The 12435-nt window shown below is 72.1% G+C and carries 10 protein-coding genes and 1 pseudogene; 5 read left to right on the top strand and 6 right to left on the bottom strand.

All coding sequences use genetic code 11. The features are described 5' to 3' along the window. Nucleotides 1-36 precede the first annotated feature (36 nt). From ACVGV0_RS11740 to ACVGV0_RS11730, 3 genes are all read left to right on the top strand, one after another. The gene (locus ACVGV0_RS11740) at nt 37-750 is read left to right on the top strand and encodes a VOC family protein (RefSeq protein WP_459155700.1); all 714 of its coding nucleotides are present in this window, start codon (nt 37-39) and stop codon (nt 748-750) included. A 262-nt stretch (nt 751-1012) separates the two neighbouring features. Continuing rightward, a complete protein-coding gene (locus ACVGV0_RS11735) occupies nt 1013-1603 on the top strand; it encodes a TetR/AcrR family transcriptional regulator (RefSeq protein ID WP_459155699.1) in 591 nt (196 codons plus the stop codon). Next, a complete protein-coding gene (locus ACVGV0_RS11730) occupies nt 1600-2610 on the top strand; it encodes an EamA family transporter (protein WP_459155698.1) in 1011 nt (336 codons plus the stop codon). The genes ACVGV0_RS11735 and ACVGV0_RS11730 overlap by 4 nt, the downstream gene beginning before the upstream one ends. 165 nt (nt 2611-2775) lie before the next feature. Here ACVGV0_RS11730 and ACVGV0_RS11725 read toward each other — a convergent pair whose 3' ends face one another. From ACVGV0_RS11725 to ACVGV0_RS11715, 3 genes are all read right to left on the bottom strand, one after another. Continuing rightward, nucleotides 2776-3990 carry an erythromycin esterase family protein gene (locus tag ACVGV0_RS11725; RefSeq protein ID WP_459155697.1) on the bottom strand — a complete coding sequence of 405 codons (1215 nt, stop codon included), beginning with the start codon at nt 3988-3990 and terminating at the stop codon, nt 2776-2778. Between the two features lie 219 nt (nt 3991-4209). Beyond that, entirely contained in the window at nt 4210-5490 is a 1281-nt protein-coding gene (locus ACVGV0_RS11720) for an MFS transporter (protein ID WP_459155696.1), read from the bottom strand. Between the two features lie 162 nt (nt 5491-5652). After that, nucleotides 5653-6312 (bottom strand): ArsR/SmtB family transcription factor, encoded by a 660-nt coding sequence (locus tag ACVGV0_RS11715; RefSeq protein WP_459155695.1) that lies wholly within the window; start codon nt 6310-6312, stop codon nt 5653-5655. Nucleotides 6313-6385: 73 nt separating this feature from the next. Here ACVGV0_RS11715 and ACVGV0_RS11710 point away from each other — a divergent pair, with 73 nt between their 5' ends. Beyond that, nucleotides 6386-7747, top strand: a complete 1362-nt coding sequence (locus ACVGV0_RS11710) for an MBL fold metallo-hydrolase (RefSeq protein WP_459155694.1) — start codon at nt 6386-6388, stop codon at nt 7745-7747. After that, nucleotides 7744-8994 carry an MFS transporter gene (locus tag ACVGV0_RS11705; protein ID WP_459155693.1) on the top strand — a complete coding sequence of 417 codons (1251 nt, stop codon included), beginning with the start codon at nt 7744-7746 and terminating at the stop codon, nt 8992-8994. Before ACVGV0_RS11710 ends, ACVGV0_RS11705 begins: the two co-directional genes overlap by 4 nt. Here ACVGV0_RS11705 and tnpB read toward each other — a convergent pair. The 3 genes and pseudogenes from tnpB to ACVGV0_RS11690 form a co-directional block, all read right to left on the bottom strand. After that, nucleotides 8980-10350, bottom strand: a complete 1371-nt coding sequence (gene tnpB, locus ACVGV0_RS11700; RefSeq protein ID WP_459155692.1) for an IS607 family element RNA-guided endonuclease TnpB — start codon at nt 10348-10350, stop codon at nt 8980-8982. The two genes, ACVGV0_RS11705 and tnpB, sit on opposite strands and share 15 nt — an antisense overlap. Continuing rightward, nucleotides 10347-10898 (bottom strand): annotated as a pseudogene (locus ACVGV0_RS11695) (IS607 family transposase); the annotation flags it as partial. The gene tnpB and the pseudogene ACVGV0_RS11695, both read right to left, overlap by 4 nt. Nucleotides 10899-11071: 173 nt before the next feature. Beyond that, complete coding sequence (locus ACVGV0_RS11690) at nt 11072-12199, bottom strand: Gfo/Idh/MocA family protein (RefSeq protein ID WP_459155691.1); 1128 nt, start codon at nt 12197-12199, stop codon at nt 11072-11074. Between the last annotated feature and the right edge of the window lie 236 nt (nt 12200-12435).

The raw sequence follows: 12435 nt of genomic DNA, 5'->3' as shown, positions 1-12435 counted from the left end.
CTTGCCCACCACCGGTCGCCCGACTAGTAAGAGTCCATGCACTTGGAGAACATCGTCTGGGATGCCCGTGACCCGCATCGACTCGGTGCGTTTTGGAGCGCTGCGCTCGATGCTGTTCCGATCACCGACGAACCCGACGGGTACGAGGCGCGGATGAGCTTGGGCGCCGATGTCTTCCTCGATCTGGGCTTCCAACGCGTCGGGGACGTGTCGACGTCACCGGCGCGGTTGCATCTCGACCTGGCCGGCGACGACGAGCGGGCTGAGCGCGTGGAACAGCTGCTCGACCTCGGCGCCGAGCACACCGACACGGGCCAGGGCCAGACGTCACGGGTGGTGCTGGCCGACCCGGAGGGGAACGCCTTCTGCGTCAGGGAGCGCCGGGAGGCCCACCGCGCGACCGGCCCGCTCGCCGCGCTTCCCGTGGACAGCGCCGACCCGGCCCGTGATGCGGAGTTCTGGGCACGGATCACCGAGTGGGTCCCCTGCGGCGGAGCGGCTCCGGCGTCGCTGCGGCACCGGTCAGGCCGCGGCCCTGCCCTGGAGTTCCACCATGAACCCGAACCCAAGCAGGGGAAGAATCGACTGCACCTGGACGTGCGCCCCGCCCCCGGCGAGACGAACATCGTCTCCCGGGTGCTCGCTCTGGGCGCGCGCCGTATCGACGAGGCCGAGGGCCTGCCCTGGGAAGTGTTCAGCGACCCCTCGGGCAACGAGTTCTGCATCCTCGCCCCGCGCGAGCGTTCTTGACCGCGTTCTCCGCCCGCGTCCGGTTGCCCCCGGTGCGGCGGGGTCGTCGGGGTGGTTGCTCATGCCCGCGGCGGAACCGGCCGTGCTGCTGACTCGGAGTCCGATCCGCGGTTGGGTGGCGCGACCGGTCCTCAGTTCCGGCGATGGTCGGTGCGCCGCTCGGGATCCTGGGGGCCGAAGTCGTGCCAGCCGCCACTGTTGCGGCGCTCCCCGACCTCCCGCGTTAAGGTAGACCAGTCTACCTAGTCATGGGGAGGAACGGATGGTGCGCGCGGCAACGGGAGCCGGTCGAGCGGGCTCGGCGCGTGCTCGCCTGCTCGATGCGGCCTCGCGGTTGTTCTACGCCGACGGGGTGGCCGCCACGGGCATCGATGCGATCACCGCCGAGGCCGGCGTGGCGAAGATGAGCCTGTACAACAACTTCTCCTCCAAGGAGGAGCTGGTGTCGGCCTACCTCGAAGACCGGCACGCGGAATGGCTGGAGCTCTACCGTGCGCGCGCGGAAGCGGCCGCGACACCGCGCGAGGGGGTGCTGGCGGTGTTCGACGCCTACGTCGACCACGCCTCGGCGGAGTACGCGCGCGGGTTCCGGGGGTGCGCGTTGCTCAACGCGGCCGCAGAGTTCCCCGCCGCCTCCCCCGGCCGGGAGGTGGTGCGCCGGCACAAGGAGCAGGTCGAGGCGGTCCTGGTCGAGCACCTGGCGGCGATCACGTCGGCGGAGCAGGCAGCGCAGGCGGCTGAGCACTGCTCCTTCCTGCTGGAAGGCGCGATGTCCCGCGCCGGGTTGGAAGGTCGGCCCGATCGGCTGACCCGTGCCCGCGGCGTCGCCTCCGCACTGGTGGACGCCCTGTGAGCGGCGGCCACCGCGCCGGCCTCGGCGCGATCACGGTCACCTCGATCCTGTGGGGCACGACCGGAACGGCCGCCACGTTCGCCCCCGCGGCGGGGCCGCTGGCCATCGGCGCGGCGGCACTGGGCATCGGCGGGATCCTGCAAGCGCTGATCGCGGTGCCGGCGCTGCGTTCCGCGCGGTCGGCACTGCGCCTGAACCTGCCTCTCGTGGCCGTGGGGGCGGTGGCCGTCGCGGTCTACCCGCTGGCCTTCTACAGTTCCATGCACCTGGCCGGGGTGGCGGTCGGCTCGGTCGTCTCACTGGCTTCGGCCCCGCTGGCCTCCGGTGTGCTGGAACGACTCGTCGACCACCGCAGGTTGAGCCGCTGGTGGGTGCTCGCCGCCGGTCTGGGAATCCTCGGCAGCGCGCTGCTGTGCCTGTCCACGATGCACGGCACTGCTTCCTCGACCCCGGCGACGCTGGCGGGCATCGCGCTCGGCCTCGTGGCCGGAACGACCTACGCGGCGTATTCGTGGGTGGCGCACCGCCTCATGACCCGGGGCCTCGGCCGGGCGGCTGCCATGGGAGCCGTCTTCGGGGCCGGCGGAACGCTGCTGCTGCCCGTGCTCGCGGCGACCGGTGCCCCCTTGATCGCCGCACCCGAGGCGTTCCTCGTGGCCGCCTACATGGCGCTGGTGCCGATGTTCCTCGGCTACCTCCTCTTCGGCTACGGCCTGACCCGCGTGCCGGCCAGCACGGCCACCACCGTGACGCTCAGCGAGCCCGCGATGGCGGCGCTGCTGGCCGTCGTGGTCGTCGGCGAGCGGTTGGCCCCGGCCGGGTGGCTCGGATTGGCCGTCATCGGCCTGGTGCTGGTCCTCCTCGCCGTCGCCCCCACCAACGCTGCCCCCTCGACGGGAGCGCGTCGGAGCGGACCGGGGTTCCCCGAACGCGGTGGAAGTGCTGCGGTGCCCCGGGAGCGCGAGGGGGGAGCGAGCGAGCTCGCCCGGCACCACGAGCGGGGGTAGGGGCGGTCTTCGCCGAGCTGTTCCCGCGGCCCGACCGCGCCCACGTCAACGAACGCGCCCGCACCGGGCGGGGAGGGCGGCCCCGCTACGACTTCCGCCACGTCCTCGACCGCATCGCCGCCGGCGATCCCCCGACCTGCTCGCCCGCGCGGTGGGCGCCGAGGTCTACCACTCCTCCGGGGTGTCCACCGACCGCTCATCGGTGGCGCCGCGTGCCGGGGTGATGTGCTGCACGTGGACGACGGCGTCGAACGCCTGGTGCGGGTCGAGGTCCACGAGCAGGGTCCGGTGCGGGGTCTGCGCCCGCGTCGCGGTGATCCCGCCGAGGGCCTCCGGCGGGGTGCGGCGCAAGTCCACCAGCTGCAACGGATGTCCGGTGGCGTCCAGGGCTGCTTCGAGGGTGCGCGGCTCCGGGGGCGGCGGTGCGGGGCCGGTGACCGGGTAGCGCCCCTCGGGGCCGGCGTCGAGGTCGAGGTCGGGGATCGCTCCCGCGGTGTGGGTCCCGCCGATCACCACGAGATCGTCGCCGAGCTCCTCGGCCAGCACCATGCCGATGGTGGCGGTCCCGTCGAACGAGGGACTGCGCTGCAGGTGCATGTTGTGCGCGCCGACCACGACCCGCTGCTCGCGGCCGAGCAGCGCGCGCAGGTTCTCAGCCATGACCTCGTTGCGCAGATTGCGCCCCGGCGCGGGGCAGAGACCGCCCTCGAGGAACTCCACCACGCCCAGGGCGCTGCGGGCGCACTGCCGGGCCGTGTCGTCACCGGCGGCCTCGGCCCGCTCGACCAGCTCGGCGATCCGCGCAGCCAGCCCGGGCGGTACGCCCGGTGCGCCGGCCGCGTCGGCGGCGGGTGCCCCGGCAGGGGTGCCGAGGTCCGCGGCCGCGAGCAGCTCCCGGTCCCCGGGACGCGGATCCAGGCGAGCGAGGCAGGCCTGCACGCCGGGCCCGGGGTTGGTGCACCAGCCCGGGACGTCCATCCCGTGGAAGCTCACCGGACGCGCGGCCGCGGAGTTGTGCTCGCGCAGCCACCGCAGCTGGGCGTGCATCTCCGCGCAACGCCCCATCGCGTAGGTGATCCCGCTGCGCGCGACGGCGGAGAGCGCGCCCGGTCCACCGCGCACCCAGCGGTCGACGAGCAGCCCTTCGGGCAGGCCGGACTCCAGCACGAACGCGGAGAACCCCAGCTCCCGCACCAGAAACCGCGTCAGGCGATCGCGCAGCCGGGTGAACTCCGAGACGAAGTGCGCGCTCTCACCCAGGAACACCACGCGCGCACCACCCACGACCTCGCGCAGCACCTCGAGGTCGGAGTCGTCTCCGGAGTCGGGATCCAGGCCGCGCAGCGGTGTCGCAGCATCGGCGAGCAACGTCGGGGACATCAGCAACCCGTCTTCCGATCGGTCGGCGTCGTGGCGCGGTCGGGGCGCCGCACCTCACCACCCGAGGTTCCCAGAGGTGGGGTGCGGCGCTCCGACGGGTGCGCGGAGGCGGTCCGTGCTGCAACGCAACGCCTTTCCGGAGGACCTCGCCGGGGCGGTGCTCGCCCCGGCCTGCCGTTCCGGTCCACCGGATTCCCCGACGACGGCGACGTTTCAGGCTCACCGGCTGGTCGATGTGGAGGTGGTTCGGCGGGTGCGGGAGCGCGGTGTGCCGTCGGCTCGTGCGACGTGCACGAGGACTGGCAGCAGGGCTGCTGCGATGAGACCTCCGGTGAGGGCGAGCAGGGCATAGCTCCCGGCTGCCACGACCACGCCGGAGGCCAGCCCTCCGCCGGCTCCCGACGCGGCGATGGCGACGTCGACCAGGCCCTGGGTCTTGGCGCGCGTGGCCAGCGGGGTGTTGTCGGTGATGATCGCGGTGCCGCTGACCAGCCCGAGGCTCCACCCCAGGCCCAGCAGGCCGAGTGCGACGGTCAGCAGCGCGACCGAGGAGGGCGGGGCGAAGGCGGCCACCAGTCCCGCGACCAGCAGGGTGGCCCCGGAAGCGGCGGCAATGGGCATCCGGCCGAAGCGGTCGACCAGGAAACCGCTCAGCGGCGACGGGAGGTACATCGCCGCGATGTGCACGGCGATGACGAGTCCGGCCACGCCCACGGAGTGGCCGTGGTGCTGCATGTGCACCGGCGTCATGGTCATGATCGCGACCATGACCAGCTGGGAAATGACCATCACCGCCGCCCCGAGCAGCACCGGGCGCCGGTTGCCGGTTGTCGTGCTCGACCGAGCCGTGTGGGACTCGGCGCCGGAATCGGCCAGCGTGCGCGCCGTGAGCAGCGGGTCGGGGCGCAGCAGCAGCCACAGCACGAACCCGGCGGCGGCGTAGGCGGCAGCGGCCAGCAGGAACGGGCCGGCCAGCGGGGGGACGCCCCAGGCCAGGGCCAGTGCGCCCAGCGGGGTGAGCAGGTTGGGGCCGACGACGGCGCCGAGGGTGGTGGCCACCAGCACGGTGCTGAGGGCGCGAGCGCGGTGACCGGGGGTGGCCAGGTCGGCTCCGGAGTAGCGGGCCTGCAGGTTGGTGGCGGTCCCGGATCCGTAGACGACCAGGGCGAGGAACAGCAGCCCGACGTTGTCGGCGGCGGCGGCGACCACGACACCGGCAGCGCCCAGCGCCCCGGCGGCGTAGCCGGCCGCGAGCCCGGTGCGCCGGCCCAGGCGTTGGGAGGTGCGTCCGATCAGGGCGGCCGCAGCGGCCGAACCGCCGGTGAACAGGGCGCTGGGCAGGCCGGACAGGCCCGTCGTGCCGAGCATGTCCTCGGCCAGCAGGGCACCGGTGGTGACGCCGGCGGCCAGCCCCGCACCGCTGAAGACCTGGGCGGTGACGAGGACGGCGAGGATCCGTCGTTGGGCGGGGTGCAGTGCGGCCGCGGTCGCGGTGGCCATCACGGTCCCTTCGGGGCAGTGGGGGAGCAAGCAGCGGTGCCGGGCAGGCCCTCGTGGCAATCCCGCGTCCAGTCGGCCCGGGAAAAGCCGCGCTCGACGGTGCTCCCGTCGGCAGGCGAGTCGTCAGCGGGCGCGCTGCATCCGCGAGGTGCGCGGTGCTCGTCAGGTGGTGGCCACGGGCAGGTCGGCGAGTCGCCATTCGAGCATCCCGTCGTCGAGCCGGCGGGCGGTGCGCCCGTGGTCGGTCAACAGCCGCACCGCGTCGTGGGCGAGCACGCAGTAGCGGCCGCGGCAGTAGGCGACGACGTCCTGGTCGGCCGGGATGGTGTCGAGCTTGCCCGCCAGTTCCTCCACCGGGAGTGACACCGCGCCGGGGATGTGCCCGGCCTCGTATTCCTCGCGCGGGCGCACGTCGAGCACGACCACGTCCTCGTCCTGGACTCGCCGGAGCAGTTCCTCACGGCTGACGTGCTCGGCATCGTCCGGGCCGAGGTAGGCGGCGCTGGCCGCCTCCACGTCGGGCAGGTGGGCGCTGGCCACGCTGCGCACCAGCGCGTAGAGGGCGGCGACGTCGGTGCCGGCCAGCCGGTAGTAGCTCTTGGTGCCTTCCCGGCGGGTGGTGACCAGGTTCGCTTGCTTGAGGGTCTGCAGGTGCGCCGAGGTGGTGGTGGTGCCCAGCTGGGCCGTGCGGGCCAGCGATTCGACGGTGCGCTCGCCCTGGGCGAGCAGGTCGAGCAGTTCGAGCCTCTTGCCACTGCCCAGTGCCTTGCCGACGCGGGCGAACTGGTCGAACAGCGCCGTCTTGGCTTGTTGATCAGCCATCCTTTCTCCAATCTTCCTTGGAATAGTGTATAACTGGTGCTGCGGAAAAGCCACCCCGGCAGGAGGTGCTGCGATGAGCACGGTGGATCTGGTCCCGCTGCTCGACGAGGGCCTGGGCAACTCCGCCTACCTGGTCGACCTCGGCGACGGGCGGGCCTTGGCGGTGGACGTGAGCCTGGACCTGCGCGGCGCCTGGGAGGCAGCCCGGCGACGCGGCGTGAGGTTGGCGTTCGCCGCGGACACGCACCTGCACGCCGACTTCGTCTCCGGCGTGCGCCAGCTGGCCACGACCGAAGGAACCCAGGTGCTCGCCTCGGCCGCCGGGCACCGCGAGTTCGCCCACACCGGACTGCACGACGGCGACGAAGTCGACCTCGGCGGATTGCGGCTGCGGGCGCTGGCCACACCCGGGCACACGCGCGAGCACCTGGCCTTCCTGCTGCTCGACGCCGACCGACCGCTCGGCGTGTTCACCGGTGGCTCGTTGATCGTCGGGGCGGCCGCGCGCACCGACCTGGTCTCGCCGGAGGAAACCGAATCGCTGGCGCGGCAGCAGTACGCCTCGCTGCAACGCCTGACCGGCCTGCCCGACGACGTCGCGGTCTGGCCCACCCACGGCGCCGGATCGTTCTGCTCGGCCCCGCCCGGTGCGCAGCGCACCAGCACCATCGGTGCGGAGAAGACCGGCAACCCGCTGCTGCAGGCCCGGGACGAGGACGCGTTCGTGACGGCCCTGCTCGACTCGCCGGGCAGCTTCCCGCCGTACTTCCTGCGGCTCGCCGAGCACAACCGGCGCGGGCCCGCCGTGCTCGACGCCGACCCCGCCCTGCCGGCGCTGGACGTGGCACGGGTGCGGTCGCTGCAAGCCGAGGGCGCGCAGGTGGTCGACGTGCGCCCGGTGCGCCAGTTCGCCACCGGCCACGTCCCCGGGGCGCTGTCCATCCCGCTGCGACCGGCGTTCGCCTCCTGGCTGGGCTGGCTGACCTCGCCCGAGCACCCACTGGTGATCGTCCGCTCGGAGGAGCAGGACCCGGCCGAGATCGCCTGGCACGCCGCCAAGATCGGCCGCACCGACCTCACCGGCGAACTGTCCGGCGGCATGCCCGCCTGGACCTCCGACGGGCAGCTCACGGCCAGCACCCGAGTGATCAGCGCCGACGAGATCACCCACCAGCGCGTCCTGGACGTGCGCCAGGACGCCGAGTTCGCCGAGGCGCGCGTGCCCGGGGCCGCCCACGTCGAACTCGGCGCGCTCGCCGAGCACGTCGAAGCCCCGCCCGCCTCGCCGACGGTGGTGATGTGCGGGCACGGCGAGCGCGCGATGAGCGCGGCCAGCCTGCTCGAACAGGCCGGGCACCGCGACCTCGCCGTCCTCGAAGGCGGCCCGCAGGACTGGGCCGCGAGCACTGGGCGTTCCCTGGAGGGGGGAGCATGACCACCACCGGCCTGCGATTGGGTCTGCGCGCCAACCTGGCCCAGTTCAGCCTGCTCGTGCTCGTCAACGCCCTGGTCGGCGGCATGGTCGGCCAGGAGCAGACCGTGCTGCCGCTGCTGGCCGAGCAGGAGTTCCACCTGGCCGGCTACACGTTCCTGCTGAGCTACGTGCTCGTGTTCGGGCTCAGCAAGGCCGCCACCAACTACTTCGCCGGCACCTGGTCGGATCGCTTCGGCCGCAAACCCGTGCTGATCGCCGGCTGGCTGATCGCCGTCCCCGTGCCGGCGATGCTCATCTTCGCGCCCAACTGGGGCTGGATCGTGGCGGCCAACCTCCTGCTCGGCATCAACCAGGGACTGACCTGGTCGACCACCGTGATCATGAAGGTCGACCTCGTCGGCCCCCGCCAGCGCGGCCTGGCGATGGGCTTCAACGAAGCCGCCGGCTACGGCGCGGTCGCGATCACCTCTGCCCTGGCCGGCCACCTCGCCGAGCACTTCGGGCTGCGCCCCGTACCGTTCCTGCTCGGCGCGGCCTACGTCGTGCTCGGCCTCGCCCTGTCGACGCTGGCAGTCGGCGAAACCCGCGAGCACGCCCGCCTCGAAGCCGCCCACTCCACCGGCAGCTCCGACGAGGGGCACACCGAGCTGACCAACCGGCAAGTCTTCACCCGCACCACCCTCACCGAACCGGCCTTGTCCTCGGCCAGCCAGGCCGGCCTGGTCAACAACCTCAACTTCGGCCTGTCCTGGGGCCTGTTCCCACTGCTGTTCGCCAGCGCCGGACTGCCCGTCGGCCAGGTCGGCCTGCTGGTCGCGCTCTACCCCGCGGTCTGGGGGGCGGGCCAACTCGCCACCGGAGCGCTGTCCGACCGGTGGGGCCGCAAGCACCTCATCACCGTCGGCATGCTCACCCAAGCCGCGGCCCTGGCGCTCATCGCCGTCGCCGGCGCCTTCCCCACGTGGGCGCTCGCCACCGTGCTGCTCGGTGCCGGTACAGCGATGGTCTACCCCACGCTGCTGGCCGCCATCGGCGACGTCGCCCGCCCCAGCTGGCGCGCTCGCTCCGTCGGCGTCTACCGCCTCTGGCGCGACAGCGGATACGCCGCCGGCGCCGTCCTCGGCGGCATCGTCGCCGACCTCACCGACCTGCGCGCCGCCGTCTGGGCCGCCGCCGCCCTCAGCCTCACCTCCGCCTGCAGCCTCGCCCTGCGCATGTACGAAACCCACCGTTCAGGAAACGTGTGAAAACGTTCCGGAGCCGTCGCCTTGCGGCGCGGCGTTGACCCCGGCCCGATGAGCTGGGGTCTTCCCGTGGCGATACCCGCTGCCAGCATGGCTGGTCTTACGTGGGTTTCCAGCGGGCTCGTTTTCCGTCGCCCCGCAACTCGGGGAGGACGCCAGGCCCGCGAGGTTGCGAGCCGCGTTGAGATCGCGATCAGCCGTGTGGCCGCAGTGATCGCAAGTAAAGGTCCGCTCGGACAGGCGCAGTTTGGCTTTCACCGCACCGCAGTCTGAGCAGGTTTTCGAACTGGGGTAAAACCGGTCAGCCACCACAAGGTGACGTCCTGACCAGGTAGTTTTGTAGTCGAGCTGGCGACGCAACTCGCTCATGCCAACACCGGAGACGGCGCGGGCCACCCGGCGATTGCGCACCATTCCAGTGACGTTGAGGTCTTCGACCACGACGGTGTCGAACTCGGCGGAGAGTCGGGTGGAGAGCTTGTGCAGCCCATCGCGGCGCGCGTTCGCCACGGCGGTGTGTAGCTTGGCGATGCGTGCTTGGGTGTTGTGCCACCGGTTCGACGGTGTGCGCTTGGTGCGCCTGTCCGGGCCTTGTCGACGGGCGGCTTGGCGCTGCAACCGGCGCAGCTCTCGCTGCGCAGCTTCGAGGTGCTTCGGGTTGGCGATGGTTTCGCCGGTGGACAGCACTGCCAGGTGCTTCACGCCGAGGTCCACACCGACCGCCCCGCCCTTGGTGGCGGGTGCGGGCTCGGTCTTGGTGATCTCGACGGAGAACGACACGTACCACCGGCCGCGCTGGAACGACACGGTGGCCGATCGGATGCGGGCGGTGCCGCGTTCGACGTGTCGGGCGAGTGTGCGGGTGGACTCGTGGGTGCGGACCAGCCCGATTCGGGGCAGCTTCACATGCCGCCGGCCCGAATCGGACAGCCCGAACGAACCGGTGGAGAACCGGCACGAAGAGCGGTGGCGCTTGGACTTGAACCGGGGAAACCCGATCCGCTTGCCGGCGCGTTTGCCGGTGCGGGACTTGTGCCAGTTGCCCAGAGCATCAGCCAGATTGGCCAGCCCCGAGGCGTAGGCTTCCTTCGAGTTCTCGCCCCACCACGGGGCCACCTCGTTCTTCGCCGCGTTCCAGGATTTGCGCAGGGAGTAGGCCGACCAGTTCATCGCCGGGGTGAGCTGGTCCTCGGCGAGACCGTAGGAGCGTTCGGCTTCCCGCTGGTTCATCACGGCCCTGACCTGCGCGAGCGCCCAGTTGTAGGCAAACCGGGACGCGCCACAGTGCGACGACAACATGGCCTGCTGCTGCTCGGTCGGGTCGAGCGCGAATTGGTACGCCTGCAACACCGTGCTCATCGCGGCGGCACCTCCGCCGCTTTCAGTGCTGCTTTCGCGCGCTTGGCCGCCGACCGGCGCCCGTAGAGTCGCGCACACATCGAGGTCAGCACCTCGGTCACGTCGCGCACCAGGTCATCGGCTACCTCAGCGTCGTCGAGCACGACAATCCGGCGGGACTGGGCGGACAAAGCAGATTCCAGGTGTTCCACCCCGAACCGGGCCAACCGGTCGCGGTGCTCCACCACGATCGTGGAAGCGGTCGGATCGGCCAGCAGCTTCGCCAGCTTGCGCCGGTTTCCGTTCAGCCCCGAGCCGATCTCGGTGACCGTGGAATCCAGTGTGAGACCACGGCGAGCGCACTCTTGGGCCACTCGACCCGCTTGCCGGTCGAGATCGTCGCGCTGATCGGCACGAGATACCCGGCAGTAGGCCACCGCCCGTCCGGTGTCGGCGCTGGGCGGTTCGACCAGGATCGTGCCGGTGGGGAGCTGGCGAGCGGAGGCGGGCAGGGTGCCCGCGTGGAACCAGTTCAACGCGGTCCGGTACGAAACCCCCTGCTCCCGCGCTCACTCCTTCAGCCTCATGGGGACAGTTTAACGCAGAGCGACATGAAATTACGCAGAAGCCCAAACGGTTGCCCCACCCCCGCACCCAGCGCACCGCCGAAAGCACAACCTGACAACGTCCCGAGAACATCGGCCGCTCAGCGCCGCCTGCCGTTCCGATGTTCCTCGAGCCCTCAACCGCCGGGAAAGCCCAGCGCGGACAGCGGGACGAGCTCGTGGGCCGCACGCACGACCGCCGCGTCGACGCCCCGCACGACGCACCGCGGATGCCTCCCGGAGCGGTCGACGTCGACCCGCTCCGCCGGGATCTCCCGCGGATCGGGCGCGAGGCGCACCGCCTCCAGCACCTGCATGAACGGGCGCGTGGACGGCAGCGGCACGAGCAGCGGAACAGCGGGATCGCGCGCGTGCGCCGCCAGGTTCTCCAGCAGGTCGGTGGAACCGTGCTCGGTGGTCTCCACCCGTCCGCCGGCTTCCAGGCGGACCCGGCCGGTGCGGTAGGTCAGGACGATGCGGCCGCGGGTGCCGTGCACCACGACGTGCGGGGCGACCTCGTCCTCGGCGCACAGCGTGACCGCCACCGCGACCGGGGTGCCGCGCCCCGTGACCAGGCGCAGGCACGAGGTGTCGTCGGCTTCGACGGCGTTCGCCCGGTACAGCTCCACGTCGAGTTCCCGCAGCCGTTCGTCCCCGCGAGCACCGTCGAGGGCCAGCGCGGTGGCGGTGGCGTGCGCGAACGCGTTGGTCAGCGCGCCGTCGACGACCGGGTGCCCGTCCAACGTGCGGCGGCCGGCCCACCGGGCACGCGCGTAGTACGCCGCGTCGCGCTGCCACGCCCCGGCCGCGCCGATGCCGACGACCTCCCCGATCGCGCCGTCGGCCAGCAACGCGCGCACGTGGCCGAGGGCGCGCGACCCCAGGCTCTGGAACCCGACCTGGCACGCGCGGCCGGTCGTCGCGATTCCCGAGGCGAGCCGGTCGAACTCGGCCAACGTGGGCGTCGGCGGTTTCTCCAGCAGCACGTGCGAGCCGGCCTCGGCGGCCGCGACCGCCAGGTGGGCGTGGGTGTGGATCGGTGTGCAGATGATCGTCACGTCCGGGCGCACCTGCGCGAGCAGCTCGTCGAGGCCGGCGGCGACGGGAACGCCCCCGAGGAGGTCGCGCTGCTCCTCCTGCGGTGGCCGCGGATCGCAGACCCCGACCAACCGCACCCCCGCCCCCCGCAGCCGTTCGAGGTTGGCCAGGTGCCACTGGCCGTGCCCGTGCACTCCTGCCAGGACGACGGTGCTCGGCTCGGTCATCGGTTCCTCGCAGGGGGTTTCGGCTCGGTCGTTGGCATCGTAACGAGGCACCTCCTCTCTGGAAAGCGCATTCCACAAAATAGCAGACCGGCCTGCGACAACTGCGTGCTTCCACCTCTCAGCAGTGCGCTCTCGGGCAGCTGCGGCCGCGCTCGGGCATTGACAGCGAGGAATACGGCCTGTCCTATGGAAAGCGCTTCCCGAAAAGCCGCGTGCGAATCCGCACCGACCGCGCA

Source organism: Salinifilum ghardaiensis (genome assembly GCF_054491345.1).
Note: the sequence above shows the minus strand (reverse complement) of the source record. Positions and strands in the feature narration are given on the sequence as shown.

Coding starts and splice junctions, on each gene's coding strand:
- ACVGV0_RS11740 (WP_459155700.1), top strand. CDS start 37: ATGCACTTGGAGAACATCGTCTGGGATGCCCGTGACCCGCATCGACTC.
- ACVGV0_RS11735 (WP_459155699.1), top strand. CDS start 1,013: ATGGTGCGCGCGGCAACGGGAGCCGGTCGAGCGGGCTCGGCGCGTGCT.
- ACVGV0_RS11725 (WP_459155697.1), bottom strand. CDS start 3,990: ATGTCCCCGACGTTGCTCGCCGATGCTGCGACACCGCTGCGCGGCCTG.
- ACVGV0_RS11720 (WP_459155696.1), bottom strand. CDS start 5,490: ATGGCCACCGCGACCGCGGCCGCACTGCACCCCGCCCAACGACGGATC.
- ACVGV0_RS11715 (WP_459155695.1), bottom strand. CDS start 6,312: ATGGCTGATCAACAAGCCAAGACGGCGCTGTTCGACCAGTTCGCCCGC.
- ACVGV0_RS11710 (WP_459155694.1), top strand. CDS start 6,386: ATGAGCACGGTGGATCTGGTCCCGCTGCTCGACGAGGGCCTGGGCAAC.
- ACVGV0_RS11705 (WP_459155693.1), top strand. CDS start 7,744: ATGACCACCACCGGCCTGCGATTGGGTCTGCGCGCCAACCTGGCCCAG.
- tnpB (WP_459155692.1), bottom strand. CDS start 10,350: ATGAGCACGGTGTTGCAGGCGTACCAATTCGCGCTCGACCCGACCGAG.
- ACVGV0_RS11690 (WP_459155691.1), bottom strand. CDS start 12,199: ATGACCGAGCCGAGCACCGTCGTCCTGGCAGGAGTGCACGGGCACGGC.